Annotated in this window: 17 protein-coding genes; 6 read left to right on the top strand and 11 right to left on the bottom strand. The window is 32.4% G+C overall.

Annotation, left to right across the window (positions count from 1 at the left end; translation table 11 throughout):
• Positions 1–81: 81 nt before the first annotated feature.
• From ACS127_RS05605 to ACS127_RS05590, 4 genes are all read right to left on the bottom strand, one after another.
• Positions 82–1,509 carry a restriction endonuclease subunit S gene (locus tag ACS127_RS05605; protein ID WP_440897448.1) on the bottom strand — a complete coding sequence of 476 codons (1,428 nt, stop codon included), beginning with the start codon at positions 1,507–1,509 and terminating at the stop codon, positions 82–84.
• Positions 1,510–1,547: 38 nt separating this feature from the next.
• Entirely contained in the window at positions 1,548–2,987 is a 1,440-nt protein-coding gene (locus ACS127_RS05600) for an N-6 DNA methylase (protein WP_440897447.1), read from the bottom strand.
• 44 nt (positions 2,988–3,031) lie between these two features.
• Positions 3,032–5,398: an EcoAI/FtnUII family type I restriction enzme subunit R gene (gene hsdR, locus ACS127_RS05595; protein WP_440897446.1), complete on the bottom strand. Its 2,367-nt coding sequence runs from the start codon at positions 5,396–5,398 to the stop codon at positions 3,032–3,034.
• A gap of 474 nt (positions 5,399–5,872) precedes the next feature.
• The gene (locus ACS127_RS05590; RefSeq protein WP_440897445.1) at positions 5,873–6,220 is read right to left on the bottom strand and encodes a helix-turn-helix domain-containing protein; all 348 of its coding nucleotides are present in this window, start codon (positions 6,218–6,220) and stop codon (positions 5,873–5,875) included.
• Positions 6,221–6,379: 159 nt separating this feature from the next.
• Between ACS127_RS05590 and ACS127_RS05585 the strand changes: the two genes are divergently transcribed.
• A complete protein-coding gene (locus ACS127_RS05585; RefSeq protein WP_440897444.1) occupies positions 6,380–6,883 on the top strand; it encodes a hypothetical protein in 504 nt (167 codons plus the stop codon).
• Between the two features lie 37 nt (positions 6,884–6,920).
• Here the strand turns inward: ACS127_RS05585 and ACS127_RS05580 are convergent, their stop codons facing one another.
• Together ACS127_RS05580 and ACS127_RS05575 are read right to left on the bottom strand one after the other, a co-directional pair.
• The gene (locus tag ACS127_RS05580; RefSeq protein WP_440897443.1) at positions 6,921–7,298 is read right to left on the bottom strand and encodes a hypothetical protein; all 378 of its coding nucleotides are present in this window, start codon (positions 7,296–7,298) and stop codon (positions 6,921–6,923) included.
• Between the two features lie 3 nt (positions 7,299–7,301).
• Positions 7,302–8,381 carry an AIPR family protein gene (locus ACS127_RS05575; protein WP_440897442.1) on the bottom strand — a complete coding sequence of 360 codons (1,080 nt, stop codon included), beginning with the start codon at positions 8,379–8,381 and terminating at the stop codon, positions 7,302–7,304.
• Between the two features lie 908 nt (positions 8,382–9,289).
• Here ACS127_RS05575 and ACS127_RS05570 point away from each other — a divergent pair.
• Both ACS127_RS05570 and ACS127_RS05565 read left to right on the top strand, forming a co-directional pair.
• A complete protein-coding gene (locus ACS127_RS05570) occupies positions 9,290–9,412 on the top strand; it encodes a hypothetical protein (protein WP_440897441.1) in 123 nt (40 codons plus the stop codon).
• Between the two features lie 128 nt (positions 9,413–9,540).
• On the top strand, positions 9,541–9,762 hold the full coding sequence (locus tag ACS127_RS05565) for a DUF2188 domain-containing protein (RefSeq protein ID WP_440897440.1): 222 nt from the start codon (positions 9,541–9,543) through the stop codon (positions 9,760–9,762).
• 75 nt (positions 9,763–9,837) lie between these two features.
• Here ACS127_RS05565 and ACS127_RS05560 read toward each other — a convergent pair whose 3' ends face one another.
• The 4 genes from ACS127_RS05560 to ACS127_RS05545 all read right to left on the bottom strand — a co-directional run bounded on the left by ACS127_RS05560 (position 9,838) and on the right by ACS127_RS05545 (position 13,929).
• Complete coding sequence (locus ACS127_RS05560; RefSeq protein ID WP_440897439.1) at positions 9,838–11,082, bottom strand: IS256 family transposase; 1,245 nt, start codon at positions 11,080–11,082, stop codon at positions 9,838–9,840.
• Between the two features lie 137 nt (positions 11,083–11,219).
• Positions 11,220–11,438 (bottom strand): hypothetical protein, encoded by a 219-nt coding sequence (locus ACS127_RS05555; RefSeq protein ID WP_440897438.1) that lies wholly within the window; start codon positions 11,436–11,438, stop codon positions 11,220–11,222.
• 43 nt (positions 11,439–11,481) lie between these two features.
• Positions 11,482–12,324, bottom strand: a complete 843-nt coding sequence (locus ACS127_RS05550) for a hypothetical protein (protein WP_440897437.1) — start codon at positions 12,322–12,324, stop codon at positions 11,482–11,484.
• Positions 12,325–12,924: 600 nt separating this feature from the next.
• Positions 12,925–13,929, bottom strand: coding sequence for a hypothetical protein (locus tag ACS127_RS05545; protein WP_440897436.1), 1,005 nt, complete (start codon positions 13,927–13,929; stop codon positions 12,925–12,927).
• A 397-nt stretch (positions 13,930–14,326) separates the two neighbouring features.
• Here ACS127_RS05545 and ACS127_RS05540 point away from each other — a divergent pair, with 397 nt between their 5' ends.
• From ACS127_RS05540 to ACS127_RS05530, 3 genes are all read left to right on the top strand, one after another.
• The gene (locus ACS127_RS05540; RefSeq protein WP_440897435.1) at positions 14,327–14,476 is read left to right on the top strand and encodes a hypothetical protein; all 150 of its coding nucleotides are present in this window, start codon (positions 14,327–14,329) and stop codon (positions 14,474–14,476) included.
• A gap of 14 nt (positions 14,477–14,490) precedes the next feature.
• Positions 14,491–15,966 (top strand): recombinase family protein, encoded by a 1,476-nt coding sequence (locus tag ACS127_RS05535; RefSeq protein ID WP_440897434.1) that lies wholly within the window; start codon positions 14,491–14,493, stop codon positions 15,964–15,966.
• A 67-nt stretch (positions 15,967–16,033) separates the two neighbouring features.
• Positions 16,034–17,752, top strand: a complete 1,719-nt coding sequence (locus ACS127_RS05530; RefSeq protein WP_440897433.1) for a recombinase family protein — start codon at positions 16,034–16,036, stop codon at positions 17,750–17,752.
• On the opposite strand, the gene rlmH is transcribed toward ACS127_RS05530, so the two are convergent.
• Positions 17,696–18,175 (bottom strand): 23S rRNA (pseudouridine(1915)-N(3))-methyltransferase RlmH, encoded by a 480-nt coding sequence (gene rlmH / locus ACS127_RS05525; RefSeq protein WP_440897432.1) that lies wholly within the window; start codon positions 18,173–18,175, stop codon positions 17,696–17,698. The genes ACS127_RS05530 and rlmH overlap by 57 nt on opposite strands.
• Between the last annotated feature and the right edge of the window lie 129 nt (positions 18,176–18,304).

Raw genomic sequence — 18,304 nt, 5'->3', positions numbered from 1 at the left:
TTTCTCTTTAATACTTTTCTCTAACAAAATAGCAATTTTAACTCATCTTAAATTAAGTAGTTTACAACTGCCAATTGTATATTATTTAGGTAAAAGTATTCGCGATTCAAATTCATGAATATATTTATATATTTTTTCAATCTTCTCAACAATACGCTTTTGCTCATTAAGCGGAGGCAACCCAATGATATAATTTTCTAAGAATTCTTTACTTATTCTCTGCTGACCAGCTGTACCTGTAAATGTTTGCACGCCTTTTTCTATAAAAGTATTACTCTTAAAAAGAACCATGAGATATTCTTTCATAATATACTCATGGAATGGTCTTAAAACATGTAACTCTGTTGTTCCCGCTCCAGTGTCATTTGGAAGATTCTTCACTATAACAGATTTTTTATTTTCAAAACAAGGTGTAATCTTAGAAACTAAAATATCTTGTTCCTTAAAGTGTGTAAAACCTTTTTTTACTTCTTTCCATTTTTTGATCTCAAATGTGTGATCTGTCGAATACCCTTCGTTTATCATTTTCATAGGGACAAAGCCCACATCTAACTCATCATCGATTTGGTTTCGTGGGTTTACTAAAGTAATATCTCTTATACGAACCCATTTCCAGCCATTGGGTAACTCAAAAGGAATCTCATCCTCTTCAATCGGTGGCAAGGGCTTTTGCTTCTTAATTTTCTTTTCTTTAATCAATTCCTGTTTTTCTTCTTCAATTTGCTTTAGTAGTACTTCAGCAGGTTCATCATTTGGATCTCGTTCCACCAATACCCCTTTCATCGCATCGTCCAATACTTTTTCACGTAAGGTAGAAAGGTAAACCTGTTGTTTGCTAACTTCCTGCTCCCATTTTTCACATAAATCAAATAATGATTCAATTTTTTCAACTATATATTTTTGTTCATTTAAAGGTGGTAGTGGAAAAACCCTTTTTTCCATATTGGCTTTTGTTACATGAACCATAGTGCTACCCGTAGTAACATCTTTTATATCATTAACATCTTTTAGGAAAAGATAGTATAAAAATTGTTTACTCACACCCCCAAAGATATTCACTTTCCAAATGTGGTAATGATAAATTACTTTACCTCCGTTCCAAATTTTAGGTCCAAATGATGCAGACCAGGCATAAAGCAAGTCTCCATTATCACAATATTTGTCATCTTGAAGGTCTAAATCAGAATAATACCAACTATTATTAGTAAAGAAATTACCTACTCTTAAAACAGGGGTCCTCCCTTCGTCTTTATTTAATAACTCATGTTTTTTATACGCTCTACCATTTAATAGATCAACTATATCCCTAAGCCTTACCCATTTCCACCCTTCAGGAAGTTCATAAGGAATTTCATCATCTTCAATTTGTGGTAATGGTTTCGGTTTCTCTTTTACCAACCGTTTTTTCTCTTCTTCAATCCGCTCCAACAAAACCTCAACAGGCTCATCATTAGGGTTTTGCTCAACTAATTCGCCACGCATTGCTTGCTCTAATATTTTTTGTTTCATCATCTCAATTGTGACAGTCATTCTCTCACCACTTTCCATTATGACAATTCTTTCTCTAAGGCTTCCATGATAGTAATTACTTCTTTTTGTGATTGTTGTAATTCTTTCACGATCTCTAAAGCAGACTTTTGATTTATTTCTTCATCATTGGAATGGGGATTTTTAATATTTAGGTTGTAATTGCGCTTTTTAATCTCCTCAATTGATACCTTCCAAGCATATTCTGTTTCTTCACGCTTGTCCCACCATGCTTTTTCTGCTTCAAATTCTTGCTTTCTTAAAGGTCTCGTCTTGGAATAACGAGCATAGCCTTCTGGCAATAGATGTTCAAAATACCACACATTTTTTGTCGGTCCAGTTTTATCAAAAAATAATAAATTCGTCTCTATGGATGTATAAGGTGAAAACACACCTTCAGGCAAACGTACAATCGTATGTAAATTGCACTCTTCTAACAGTCTTTCTTTAATATTTATTTTCGCTCTGTCATCGCCGAACAAAAAGCTATTAGGTAAAACGACACCAACTCTACCATTTTTCTTTAAACGATAAAGAATTAATGACATAAATAAGTCAGCTGTTTCCGAGGACTGCAATGCGGTTGGAAAGTTAACTCTAATGGATTCTTCCTCCACACCACCGTAAGGAGGATTCATTAAAATAACATCAGCTTTCTCGTTTTCCTTATAGTCACGTACATTTCGTGTTAAAGAATTGCCATGTAAAATATTTGGTGCATCTATATCATGCAAAATCATATTTGTAATAGCTAATAAATAAGGTAATGGCTTTTTCTCGATTCCATATAAGTTGTTTTGTACCATTTCTTGATGTTCTGGTGTTTTAATTTGCTCTGTTAAGTAATCTAATGCAGAAATTAAAAAGCCACCAGTACCACAAGCAAAATCAGCAATTTTTTCACCAACTTGTGGCTTTAGAATATCGGTCATAAAATCTGTAACTGCTCTTGGGGTATAGAATTCACCAGCCGAGCCAGCACTCTGTAAGTCTTTTAATATTTGTTCATAAATATCGTTAAAGGCATAACGGTCTTCATTTTCTGTAAAGTCTACTTCGTCTATAATGTTGATTACCTGACGTAATAGCGTACCACTTTTCATGTAATTGTTCGCATCTTCAAATACATATTTAACAATTGCTTTTCGTTTTTCCGTTAATTCGTCGATTTCTAATTCTTTTAGCGCAGGAAATAATTTCGTATCAACAAACTCCATTAACTCATCGCCAGTTAATGCTTTACCATCCTTTTCATCAACTGCCCAATTACGCCAACGATATGCTTCAGGAATGATTGATTTAAAATCATCTTCTGCAAAATCCCAAAATTCTTCTTTTGCATCATACACTTTTAAAAACAGCATCCACACTAATTGGGAAATTCGTTGTGCATCCCCGTCTACTCCAGCATCTTGTCTCATAATGTTTTGTATTCTTTTTATCATGTTCTCAATTGTCATTTGTCATACTCCTTCAACTATATTGCTGTACAAATCTATTAAGTTTAGGCATAAAGTTTATCTTCTAATTCTTTGACTGCTTTTTGGTAACCCTTTTTACCACCAAATTCTTTTGCAATCTTCATCGGATTCCCAAGTTCATCAAAAGGTTTAAGTTTTAAGACTTTAATATCATCGAAGTCAAATCGACCTTCATCTTGGTACTTTTCCAACAAGGCTTCTAATACTTTTTTTGCAACACCTGAATATTTATTTAAGTAATCTTGCTGCTTCACTTTTTTCGCACGTTCAGAACGTGTGAGTGGCTTCTCGTCAAAGGCAACATGTAAAATGAGATCAAATTCATCAATGTCTTTACCTACTTCCTCTTTTAATGCCTCCAACAATATGCCATGCTCCTTTAATTCTTCTATAATAGCATCTTTTTTATCTTCGGTATGCCACCTTTTAATAAATTCAGCTAAAGTTTGATATTCTTGTAAAATACCTTTTTTTGAATAATCTTTTAGACTTTCTGTGATTAATTTCCCATCTTGATCATAGTATTGGACTCTTTCATTAATGACCATTACTGGTACATCATCGACATAATATTTCATACGCTGGTTGTTACTATCTTCTCCATCATCATCGCCCCAATCATCACCAAAATCGTTCCCAGTTTTGCTGCCTTCTCCACCAATATTACCCATGTCATCTTCTTCATTATCAGGTGGTGTTACAGGATCATCATCACCTGGTTCATATACTTGCACTGGATCACCATCAAAATCAGGGTCTGCGAATAAACGAGAAGCATTTCGAAAATCCATTACAGTAAAGTATTCTTTCCCATATTCTGGCTTTAAACGTGTGCCTCGACCAACAATTTGCTTAAACTCCGTCATACTATTAATGTGTCGATCTAATACTATCAGCTTGCAGGTTTTCGCATCCACACCTGTTGTCATTAATTTTGAAGTAGTGACAATAGTAGGATATAGACTTTCTTCATCTATAAAATTATCAAGTTGAGCTTTACCTTCCTCATTGTCACCGGTAATTCGCATGATATAACGAGAATTTTCTTTAACGATATCGCTATTTTCGTTAACAAGTGCTTGTCTCATTCGCTCAGCATGATCAATATCATGGCAAAAAACAATTGTCTTAGCAAATCGATCATTTTCTTTAAGAAATTCTGTAACCTTTTTGGCAATGATTTTTGTCCGGTCATCTATCACTAATGTACGATCAAAATCTGTTTGATTATACTCACGATCATCTATTATGTTACCTTGTTTATCAACTTTTCCTTTTTCGGGTCTATATCCTTCGAGGTCTCGGTCTAATCCAATTCGAATAACTTTATAAGGAGCTAAAAATCCATCATCAATTCCCTGTTTTAGAGAATAAGTATAGATCGGCTTGCCAAAATAATGAATATTACTTACTTCCTCTGTTTCATTAGGGGTAGCTGTCAATCCAAGTTGAGTAGAGGATGAAAAGTACTCTAATATGCGTCTCCATCTCGATTCTTCTTTCGCTGAGCCTCGATGACATTCATCTACCACAATTAAGTCAAAGAAATCTGGGCTAAACTCTCGAAAGATTTCCATTTCGTCTGTACTTCCTGATAGTTGATGATATAGGGAAAGATATACTTCATAAGAACTATCCATATGTCTATTTGTAATTTTGGTCATAACATTACCAAAAGGTTTAAAATCATTTTGTATTGTTTGATTAACTAAGATATTTCGATCAGCAAGAAACAACACTTTTTTCATTTCCTTGACTTTCCACAGGCGATGAATAATTTGAAAAGCTGTATATGTTTTACCTGTTCCTGTAGCCATCACTAATAATAAGCGGTTTTGTCCTTTGGCAATAGCTTCAACTGTACGATTAATGGCTATACGCTGATAATAGCGTGGTGTTTTTTTATCTTCCCCAAAATAATAGGGTTCTTGTACAATCTCCTCTTGTTGTTTAGACAACCCCTTTGCAATCGTATATCTGTTCCATAGTTCTTCAGGCGTCGGAAATTGCTCAAGGGTTAATTCACGTTCTTTGCCTGTTAATAGGTCACGTTCGAAAAATCCGTCTCCATTAGACGCATACACAAAAGGTATATCTAAAATATTCCCATATTCAATCGCTTGTTGCAGTCCACTACCAATAGAGTGCTTATTATCTTTTGCCTCTACTATTGCAAGTGGTAAATTTGGCTTATAGGATAGTAAATAATCAGCTCTTTTTCTCTTACCTCTCGCAGTCAATTTTCCTCTAACGATCACTCGTCCATCTGTAAAGGTATATTCTTCTCTAACTTGCCTTTGTATATCCCATCCACTGTTTTGAATGGCAGGTGTAATAAATTTTGTACAAATATCACGTTCACTTAATTTCTTTTTATTATATGATTGCAATAGTCACACCTACTTTCTTGGTATATTGAAATAAATAATAAGATATAAATCTATTGTACCAAGAAAGGACCACTAAAATCATCATTATTTACATATAAAAACATTTAATGTTAAAATAATTTTAACAAAAATTTTACACGTCTAATTAGAGGTGGAACCGTATGTTCTCATCACTACAAAATCAATTACTTTCTCATACTAAGCAGAAAGCACTTGTAGATTAAATTCTACAGGTGCTTTTTCTTATTCCATTGACTATTGTCATTGGGCAGTTGTTTTATATACTATCGGAAAAATTAAGGAGGTGATTTATTTGGCTATTTGGGCTTTCATTTTATCTATATTATCAATTTTAATATCATTCACTGCACTTTTTCTAAACAAAAATTCGTAGTAGCATCACTAACAAACTTGCAACAATTAAAAAGCCGTTGATTCATTTCAACGGCTTCAAATACATTGCTTACACTCGCCTTATATTTTATCTATTTCTTGATAACCTTCCACAATCTTCAAGAAACTAATAAATTCTTGCAAATTATTGACATCTACTGTTTTAGCTGCCTTTAATAGTACTTCAGTCTTATAGTCCACCTCAGAAAAGTCTCTTTGGTAATTCAACAATTCTTCTTCACCTAATTCAAAGTAGTCAATGATTTTCCTCACCACATTTTCTGGAGGAATCTTACGAGCCCCCTTTTCTACTCGAAATAGATATGAAGTACTGCAGCCTACTTTACTCGCAACTTGGTCATATGTCAGCCCTCTTTTATTCCTCTCTTCTCTCAACAACCTTTTAATATCTACTTTTTCTAAATTCATATATATTCCCCTTTTTCATGTCTGGAATCATAACCCAGTCCAATTATTTGTAACAACTTATTATAGTAGTCTATTAAAATTTTCATAACAGTATTTGCAGTTATATTTCTCTTAAAACTATCTATTATAAATAAATGATACTTTAAAGGGGGAATAATCATGAATACAAATGATTTTATGAATTTATCATCAGAAGAAAGAGTAAACTTAGTCAATGGACTATTGAAAAAGGAACAAGTTAACCATCTCCAAAATGTTGCAAAAAAGTTAGGGATGACTCCCTCTACTTTTAGTAAAATCATGCGCGACCATGACAACTTTCAATACAACCAATCAAAAAAACAGTATTATAAATTAATGTCCATGGAAGAATACCAACAAATGGCTCAACATGTAGATAATGCAACTTATGATGATTCCTTGCAATTTTTGAATGATAATCTTGATAAGCTAAAAAAACTACTGGATGAATCAAGTACACAACTCATTATCAATCCTAAAATTTATTCAGTAGATTCTAAAACCAACACTAAGACAGTACAGGTAAATGCTGAGATTTATGAACAGTTTCAGCAATTAGCTGCCGATAAGTTTCCTCATTTGAGATTGCGTGAACTGTTCAGTCAATCTTTATTGGATTTTACAGAGAAATATAAGGAATAAGCCTCTTGCCAATAAGTGGGCTTTTTTTGTTTTCTGATTATAAAATCTCTAATATATCAGTATTAAATACAATCCTTATATTACTATCTGATGAATAAGCATTTGCTATAGTATAATTACGAAACTTTTCATTTTTCGGATACACTTTTATATAAGTTCGAGTGAAATCATCTAAAAATGATTCTATATTTTCAATCTTTAATCGCTCTTTTATTTTTGATACAGATTCCCTAAATATTAATCTGCCATCTTCATTACTGACATTCTCATCTCTGAAAAATTCAGTGATGAAATTCATTCCCTCTTTATCACAGATCATTTCATAATTATAATTTTCAGAAACATACGAACCGTGTAAAATTTCAAATAATATTTCTGTTTCATAAACTCTTCTCAAACGAACTCGTCCCTTCATAAATTACTTAGTTAACTCCAACAACATAAGATTTTGTATCTCTTGGTATATGTTGATCCCTCTACATATTTCAGTTACATTGAATCCCTCATTTTCATATTCTGTCAATTTAGAAGTAATTTCCGGAAATACTTTTTTAGTTAAATGTATCAAACGATTAACATCATAGTCGTCCTTTAAACAAGGATAAAGAGTGTTAGGAATATAGAATGCAAATTTGGTTGCATTTATTATATTGTACATAAGCGAATCTGTAACAGCCCCTTTCCTTATCCACCCTTTACTTTCTAAATTTCTTCTCACCAAAGCCAGAATATCTTCATCAAATCGTATAGATTCATAAAAATCGATTACGTCTTTTAAAATATAACGAGTTTTCTTAAGATCTAATTTTCCATCATTAAATTTTTTTACAATGTTTCCTTTACTACGCAAAAAACTTTGAAACTTTTTAAAATTATCATTCAAAAAGGTATAATGATCTTTATCAATTTGGTATATGCCAGCTATATGCAAGACTGTAGCAATATCCAAATCAAACTCGTCACTTTCTTTGTATTTTATTTGATAATTAGGTAAACATTCTTTTACCCAATCATAATGACCCAACTTTTCACCACGGCTAATCTCTTGAGTGGGGGCACTTGAATTTTTGCTAACAGTAATATCTACAATTTCTTCCTCAGGAACATTAAAATAAACTGCTATATTTACATGGCTCTTTTCATTTCCGTATTTAGATAGCACGTTCTTTGTATGATTGCCATTATAAGTACCATTTCTGTCATTAAAAAAGATTGTTGTAGTTCCATCGTCATTTTTAACATAAGACGTAGCGTTTATTTGAATTCCATTATTTTTATGCATGAAGAATTCTGGCTTATACCTCAATGTCCCTATCATTTCAGATACATTTTTATTCTTCTTCCCCATATACTCCCGTGTGTTTGGCTTGTTTGGGATATCCCTTTTGATTTCTTTTAATGCTCGTCCTGAAACTATTCCTAATAAAAATTTCTCACCATTAACCATGTATTCCCTTAAATCTGCATCAATGGTGACATTGGTTAATTCGTCTTTCATCTAATTTTAACTCCTTTTACAATTGTAGTTTTTTCAAGGTGAGAGGAAAAATTCTAAAACATTAATTACTTCTTATTTGAACACTTTAAAAGATTAAGAATTCAAGATAATTTAATTCAACATCCCTTCATTTTTCCATTGACTATAGTAAAATATAAATGTTATAATTATATTTTACTGTTTTTAACGTATCATGTTTTTTTGAACTTTTATACCTGTAAAAATTGGAAATGAAATTACTCTTTTTTTCTTCGTACAGTCGTCTATTTTTAATTATCTCCAAAAAAACTTATATTTTCTTACCAAACCTATTTTTATTCCTTAATAAATTTATATTTTTTAATTTTTTTCTATCATGCTATTCTTTTTTTCTAAAATACACAAACTTCATCAAGTTTCAGTGTAGATATTTTGTCAACTGACGATTACATGTTCCCCCAGAGATAAAAAGAAGAAAATAGTACTCCTTTGCTTCTACTTTAAAACTCATCTTCATAGATAAATCTCTTTTACTTCCAGATATCACCACAATGCTATACAGTAAGATTCAATGTATTTTTAGTAAATGAAATTCATATAGTGGTCATTTGCCAGTTATCTACACAATAGAGGAGCCATTTAAGGAAGGAAATAGGGAAAAGAAGAGATATTTAATAATAAACTGTACTACTTCTTAAATTTTGGTTACTTAGCACTATGAAAAAAACTGTTTATGATTAAATATAAATGCAACAAAAATTAACCTAATATTTTACCATATTTTTAAATCTCACACAAGGTGATCAACTACATATAGATGTGAATAAATAAGAAATTACTATATATTGTGCCAGGTAATAATGTGATATATAATTAATATGTAAGAAAGGAGGATAGTTATAATAATTATACAAATAGGAGGTGATCATATGAGAAGGATAAGTAAAACTCAGATTCGCAATAAAATTAGACAAGCGCAACGAAAAACAGAACGAGACCTCCGGTTAGAAATCAAGAAAATGGAGAGACAGATTAAAAAAGCAATAAAATAAGACCCCATTTGTTTTGCAGAACAAATAGGGTCATCAGAAATTTAAAATGTGATTTTATAATAACAAAATTTTTCATTTATGCATATAGAGTTTTTATGTTCGTATAATGGAAAAGGAGGAATTTATTAATGCCTAATCAGCATGTTACCCCACACAAAGATGGTGGCTGGCAAGTAAAAGGTGGCGGAAACTCAAGAGCCACTATAAGAACAAATACACAATATGAAGCTATCAATATAGCGAAAGGTATTGCTATTAATAACGGATCCGAACTATTAATTCATAATAGAAGCGGAAGGATTCGTGAGAAAAATAGTTACGGTAAGGATAACTATCCACCAAAAGGTTAGTTTACGAAGACTCCTCTATCAAAATTGAGGAGTCTTTTTTCACAAAGTATGGGCTTGTCAAGAAAAGTGTGTAAGTTATTCTAAATACTTTAACACACGTTCATTAAGGTGATCATGAATTAACAGCTGATTCATGACCATTGCCCATTGTTGAATATGGCCACCTTCCCACTTATTTTCAAGTTCTTTGGTTCGTAAATACAAAACTTTTAGAAGGGCGTTCTCGTTTGGGAATGCTCCTTTTTTTGTCACTTTTCTAAAGCTGGAATGTATACTTTCTACGGCATTCGTAGTGTACATAATTTTGCGTATCGCACTTCCATAATCAAATAGTTGTTCCACATGGGAGAAATTCCGTTTCCAAACGTCAATAGCTCCAGGATAAGCAGACCATTGTTGTTGAAAGGTTTCAAATGCACTATGACATGCTTTAAGGCTTGGTGCTGCGTAAACCTTTTTTAATGCAGCAGTAAAAGCTTTATAGTCTTTACTTGGAACATACTTAATCGAATTTCTAATGAGATGAACCATACAGCGTTGTACGACAACTTGTGGAAAAATGGCACGAGCTCCATCTTCTAATCCACTTACTCCATCCATAGAAATAAAGAAAATATCTTCTACACCACGAGCTTTTATTTCATCAAAGATCTGCATCCATTTATGCTTACTTTCCGTTTCATTTAACCATAGACCAAGAATGTCTTTCTTTCCTTCCATGGTGTAGCCTAACATGGTATACACAGCGTATTTCTTGGTTTCGTATTCATTACGTATCGTCGTATAAAGGCAATCTACAAACACAAAAGGATAACAGTTGCTTAAAGGACGACTTTGCCACTCTTCTAAATCAGGAAGCACTGTATCGGTAATATCGGATATCATTTCATGAGACACGGAGAAACCATAGATATCTTCGATAGTAGATGAAATATCTCGCTGAGACATTCCTCTTGCATACATGGAGATGACTTTATCCTCGATGGCAGAAACATCTCTTTTACGCTTGGGAATGAGGTGTGGTTCAAATGAACCGTCACGATCACGAGGTACAGCAATATCCACTTCGCCAGCTGTCGTTTTGACTGTCTTTTTTCCGTACCCGTTCCGTCTATTGTTTGTTTCCTTTTCTCCTTTATCATTTGATTCATAGCCCAAATGATGATTCATTTTCATTTCACCTTTTAACATTGATTCAAACATCGGTCCGAATATGTCCTTTAATGCATGTTGCATATCTTCTACAGACTTTGGTTGATACTGTTCAATAATCTTGTTAGCTAATTCTACGGAGTTAGGATCTCTTTTGGGTTTGCCCATTTAAAACACTCCTTTAGCTTTATATTATTATTCTACCAAATAAAAAACTGTGTGAGTAAGAAATCGTACGCATTTCTTACTTACACAGTTAATATTACACTCTCCAAAGTTATATAGTTTCATTCATCTTATTTATCTCATCGTTCATTTTTAGTCGGTGAAATTAAAAGTTGCAATCCTCTATCTATTCCATTATCCCACATTTTCACAAATGGATAATGTCCTTCTGGCAAATTAAAAGTTCGTTCTTCTAAATGTTCAATTGGTTTTTTACTATCGGATGTACAGCCATGAATGAAAGTTGCAGGATGAATAGCAATCGTTCTACCAGTATCATTAAAATATTTAAATTTCATAAGAAAATCACCCTTCATCGTTGTCCCTCTAATTCTTTAATCATCACTTTTCTTTTTTATCTTCCGAATCCAAGAAAAATTCCATGAAATCACGTCCAAACTTTGAAATCTTGAATCTTTCTTTGGACTTTAACTTTGGAGTCTTTAATTTTGGTAATTTACGGTTGTATTTAGGATTGGTAAATTTATCTAAGTATGAATACAACTCTTTGAACTTATCTGAAATTTCATTTAAATCATGAATAATATTTAAATCTGTTTCTGTAGTAAGGAGACCAATTCGAAATAAATTTCTCCGAACTGCTTCATATTGTTCCTGAGTAATTCTATACTCCTCTAATATACTTTCGAATGTTTCCTTAGTACTTATATTTCTCAAAATATAAGCATTAAAATACATTAATCTAAGTACTGATATATCAACCATTCTTAACTCTCTAAGCACATCATAATAATTCAAAACAAAGTCCTCAGTAATGTGATCGTGTTCTGAAATTTTCACAAATCCATTAACCATATATGCTATTTTTTCTTGTTGCTTTTCATCTACGACATAATCTATCACGTACTGAAACAGCTGATCGATTTGTTCCTTTTGCTCATTTGATTTTTCTTCTAAATTCATACGAACCTCGTCTACCCGTGAATTTAATTCTTTAGTGAATTGTATAATATTTCTTTCGAATCTACGTCTTTTATATCCTTGAACCGCTCCTGAGACACCTGGGACTAACGAACTGGCAGAATCTACTAATAAATCTGCTGTAGCAGTAGTAACAGCTTCTTTTGCAACATCAGCAGCCGCCTTGCTCCCAACATCTAAAAAAGTCTCTAATACTAACTCTTTACCAGTGCTCTTAATATCAATATATCTTTTTTCTTTCAACAATCCATCACTCCTTACTGAATAGTATTTAAAAATCAGAATACTAATTCTATTTTACAGAACTTTTCATATAAACATCTAAGCAATCTCGATATAACTTACCAGTATTTTACTATATATAAATTGTTAATAAAAGAACGAGTCATACATACTAAATATGCTCAATACTGGCATTCCGTAGGATCTTTCTTCGTTTAGATACATATAGATACATTCTGTTTATAAAATTCCCAGCCTTAGGAAGTCGATATGTCGTTCCAATTGGGTTGTTTTACCAACTTCATTCATAGGCAATTTTCACTTTCTGCTACCATCAGTCTACACGTTGCTAAGTTATTTAATGATTAGGCTTTTAATCAGTCTTTTCTGCCATTCTCGATGAACTTCCCTAACAATTTACTACTCTTTGATTATTGAATATACAGCGTTTCACACAACCTACTATTGGAACACTATCACTCATACATAGAGGACTAAGTAATAATCAACACAAATATTCTTTTGCTAAAGAATTTTGAGAAATCAAATGAGGAGTTGATGAAATCGGAAAGAAAACGATGAATATGTTAACCATTCTTGACCGTGAAGTAAAAAAATTTATTACAGAGTAAATGGATTTTTAAAACAACCAGGGGCATCTTTTCTGTTTTTCGGTATCAAAATCGGATTGATACCTAAAGTTTCTAAGTCACGAATATATTGTCTGTAAGTAGCCCTTGATAGATTTTGCTTAGGTGTATCAAGTGTTCCCTTGGAGATTCGCACTAAAAATTGTCGCAATTTGTCTTTCTTTCGTTTTGTTAAGTTACTGGCATCAATTATTTTTTCTGCTACGGTAATTTTGTAATAATCACCCTTATGCACAATTGGATACACATGCTTGTTCATGTAATCTTTCCAAACTTCTTCTTGAAAATATGCCGATAACTTTTTAGGTATAGATTTCCCCGATTTGTCCTGTCGTTTTTTAGAGTTTAAATGTTGATTATTCAACCTCAATTCATACCTTACTACATTTTCATGGAATTCTAATACAGGCTCATTTTTTTCCAAGCGTTCCCTTTCCTTATCATAAATGATCATTCCAACACTCATATTGTTGTGATACTGGCTGGATTCATACTTATAAGGTATGCCACTATTAGTTTTTCCCCAACGGTATTTTTCCTTATGAGAATATTTCCTTGTATGCTTGTCAATCAAGTGAAAAAGCAACTCACGATTTTTTTGATCCTTTACAACACAATCATATTTGTAATCAATACGAGTTAAAATGTGCTTGTCAAAGATAATGTGACTACCAAAAGAATTATTCAAAAAATCTTGAATGAGTTTCTCCACCGTGTAATAATCAGTTTCCGAGATATTACCTTTATGAAGTAACTTGGTAATATCTAATTTAAAGTGTATCTGATACTCATCGTTTGCCAGCTCCTTAATATAATTTATTTTAATGCCATAGAAGTTAGTGTTTATTTTCTCATTTATTTTTTTGATTGCTGATCTTATATTGTTCCAGTCTAAAATTTTCACACTATGAACTGATAATAAATTTTGTATTGCCTTTATATCTGTGTGCAAATAAAATTCAAAAGTATGTATCATACAAATTCCTCCTTCGAGTACGGGAATACACTTTCGCAGTATTTATCAGTGCTTGACAGATACTTTTTAGCCCGAACCCAACTAATTTAATATTTTCCTAACCACACTTTGAATCATGTGATAAACACATACTACTCAGCAATAATAGTTTCATAACTTTTGCATGGTTTTACATTAAAAAATTAATGAAAATCTATTAATATTTGTTTTTGGTAATATAGAATATCCTAAAAAAATAATGTACTTTCTAATGAAGAAGAAATTTTTTAAGGGGTAGAACCAAATAAGTTGGACAAAAAATAGGGTAGTCTTATAAACTATTAATAGAGTGATAAATACTCCTATAAAACTAAGAGTGATCCTCCATCTTAATACCCTCAGAAAGGAAGAAGCTCCAATGAATAAACCTCTTAATTTCCAAGAACAATTCGAAGGGCAACTCCTACCAGAAGAAGAAATAAAAAAAAGTAAAACATTGCAATCTATTAATTTCCTGTCAGATCTTTATTTGAAGTATGAAGAAAAAATAGAAGAAAACTTAATTTGAAAGGGGATAGTAACATGCCAAAAGCAATAGGTTACGTGCGTGTAAGTACCAATAAACAACTTGAAAACACATCTATAGAAAAGCAAAAAGAGGAGATTCAAAAGTACTGCGAAAATAACAATATAACTCTTGTTACAATCTACGATGAAGGTGCTAAGTCAGCTGAAAGTGTTAAAAATCGCCTACAGTTTAAGCAAATGTATAATCATCTGTTTGGGCAATCCGAGCAAATTGATTATCTTATTGTACATAAAGCCGATCGTTTATCGAGAGACAGTATCGAATCTCAATATATGTTTTCTCGTATAGAAAATTCAGGGAAACAACTCATTTGTATTGCTGATAATATCGATAGTAGCGACAAAAACGCTAAATTAATGTATCAAATTCTGTCCTTAGTATCAGAATTTGAACGAGATTTGATCTCTTTTCGCTCGTCGTTTGGTATGCAAAAAAATGCTGAAAAAGGAAACTATAATGGCGGTCAAATTTACGGATATGTATCCAAGGATAAAAAACTTAAACCTGTAAGTAGTGAAGCAAAGGTAGTAAAGTATATTTTCCAGCGATATACGTATGATAATTGGGGTTACGGGAAAATTGCTGCAAACTTAAACAATCAAAACATTACTACGAAGAAAAAGAATGATTGGTCCATTAGCGGTGTCAGAGATATTTTGCACAATGTAATCTATAATGGAAAAACTAAATGGAAAGGAGTTATTCGTGAAGGTAACCATGTGAAAATTATCGATGATGAGTTATGGCAAGAAACACAAAAAGCATTAGCAATTAGAAACAAAACAAATAAAAGAGAAACTGTTCCTGGTAAGTTCATTCTGTCAGGACTATTGAAATGTCCAAAGTGCGGATCAACTATGGTGCAAGCTAAAGGGCAGAAGATTTATCAATACTATCGTTGTGGCAAAAATAAAAGCAGTGGAAACAGTGTATGTTCATCAAATTTAATTAATAAAAGTAACGCTGAACAAGCTGTCCTTCAAGACTTCTTTATGAAAGTGAAGAGCCTCAACATCACCCCCTTACTTACAACAGTTACCCAAAATACCCTCCAATATGAAATTGAACCATTGGAAGAAAACATCAAAAAAACTCACAAAGAATTAGAAGAATTGTCTTCAAAGAAAAAAGAACTACTAAACTTGTACCTGTCTAAGACAATTAATGAAACTACGTTCAAATCAGAAATTCAAGATGCTGAAGTTACAGAAATTCAATTACATGAACTTTTAGAGAATTTAAAGAAAAAGAAAAAACAACGTCATAAGAATGATTTATCAAATTCAATGGATAAAGTGATAGATAATTTCGAGAAATTCTTCCATCTACTCACTGTAGAAGAGCAAAAGAAACTATTGCACTCTTTCATCGATGAGATTCATATTTCCGAAACAGGAAAACCAGCAAAAAGAAAAATAGAAAAAGTTATTTATGCAATAGATAATGCCCATTTTGCTAATGCAAGTTAAGGAAAGTGCAGAACGCACTTTCCCTTTTTTGCCATTTGTATTATGATTATAGAAAGGAGGAATGTAAATGGGAAAAGAAATAAAACGAGTAGCTATTTACTGTAGAGTCAGTACTGAAGAGCAAGCAGTAGAAGGTTATAGTATCTCTGCACAACTACAAACTTTAAGGCAATATGCAGAATTATATAATTGGGAAGTCTCAAAAGAGTATGTAGACGAGGGGATCTCTGGGAAAAATATAACTGGAAGACCTGCCATGCAAAGGCTTGTTAATGATGTGGAAAAAGATAAATTTCAAGCAATATTAGTTTGGAAAATATCTCGTTTATCTCGGAACATGCTGGACACACTTACACTGTTAGATAAGTTTGAATTGCACGAAGTAAAATTTGTTTCGTATTCAGAGAATTTTGACACAAGTACTCCAATTGGTCGCTTGGTTGTACAGTTGATGGCATCTATTGCAGAAATGGAAAGAAATACACTATCTGAAAATGTAAAACTTGGGATGAAACAAAGAGCTTTGGAAGGTGAATGGAATGGTGGTGTTGTCTTTGGTTATGACAACATTGATAAAGCATTGGTTGTAAATCAACGTGAAGCTAAAATAGTAAAGCTAATATTCCAACTATATGCAGATGGTAAAGGATTAAAAGCAATCGCTAATCATCTTAATAAAGCAGGATTCAGAACAAAACGAAATCACCATTTTTCCATTCATGGTGTGGCACAGATTTTAGATAATGTTATTTACAACGGAAAAATCTCTTGGATGAAAGTTGAAGATTGGGATAAGAAAAGAAGGAAAGGAAAAAATTCAAATCCTATAATCGCACAAGGAAAACATGAACCAATTATTTCGGATCAAGTTTGGAATATTGTCCAGTCAAGAAGAAAAAGCAAATCATTTAAGCAACGACAATCAAACAAACCATTTTTACTTAATAGTTTGTTACGTTGTCCAACATGTAGTCGTGGAATGGTTCCTTCCATTACAACATATAAACGCAAAGATGGGTCCAAAGTAAAACATAGATATTACGTGTGTGGAGCTTTTCAAAATAAGGGATCTGTTGCTTGTCGTTCAAATGCTATAAAAGCATATGATGCTGAAGATATTGTTATTGAGAAAATAAACTCATTTGTCTCAGATAAAGAAAGATTATACAATAGCATCCAAAACATCAATTCACAGTCTATTGATTCTTTGTCTAAGTTTAAAAATGAATTAGTAGATATTCAAAAAGACTTATTTGAAATTGAATCTCTGCAAAATAAATATTTGGAAGCATTTGAACAAAACACATTACCAACCTCTATTTTGCAAGAAAGACTGATAGAAGTTACAAATAAAAAAAAGACATTAGAATCTCGAAAAAGTGAACTGAACAAAGACTTAAGTTCGGAAGATGTAAAAGTTATTAAGCCCGAATTAATCGAACAAATTTTAAATCACTTTCTTCTTGTGTATAAGGATGCTTCGAGAGATATGAAAAAGTATCTATTCCAACAATTAATTAAAACCATTTCACTCAAGCAAATTGATAAAAAAAGAAGAACAATTGATAAAATTGAACTTGACTTTGATTTTTCAGATGTCAATATTTCAAAAACCTTCACACTCATTCATATTTTGTATAGAGAAATGGAGGGTGAAGAAGATGAGCCTTTACATTCAAATTCCGCTACTGACACAAAAATACCGCCTTATTTTATGCAGTTTTTGCCTCTACTTATGATAAGGTTCCCGCCTAATGATTTTGAAAGCTCGATACACCTGCTCTAACAGCACTAACCTCATCAACTGATGGGGCAAAGTCATTTTTGAAAACGACAAAGTAAAGTTGCTTCGCTTCATCACCGTTTCACTTAATCCTAATGACCCGCCAATGACAAAGGCAATTTTACTTTTTCCATGGGTAGCGAGTTGATCAAGCTGACTGGCTAACTGTTCTGATGGAAGTTGCTTTCCTTTGATCTCTAGTGTAATGACATATGTATCAGTTGGAATTTTTGCTAAAATTCTTTCGCCTTCTTTAACTTTAATGGCTTCCATTTCCGCTTGAGATAAATTTTCTGGCGCCTTCTCATCTGCAACTTCGATTAATTTTAGATTTGCAAGTGTTCTTAGTCGCTTCACGTATTCATCAATTCCCATTTTTAAATATTTTTCCTTTAGTTTACCGACGCTTATGATCGTGATATTCATTGGCTACCTCATCATTTCTCTTTAAGATTTTTAATAAATTAATATTATATTGTGTCCTTCTCTAACACAGGACATGATAAGAGACCACTAAAAAGTTCAAAAAAATTTAAGATCTCAAAAATCAGCTTC

The sequence above is a fragment of the Amphibacillus sp. Q70 genome (assembly GCF_052055485.1).
GTDB lineage: Bacteria > Bacillota > Bacilli > Bacillales > Amphibacillaceae > Amphibacillus.
Note: the sequence above shows the minus strand (reverse complement) of the source record. Positions and strands in the feature narration are given on the sequence as shown.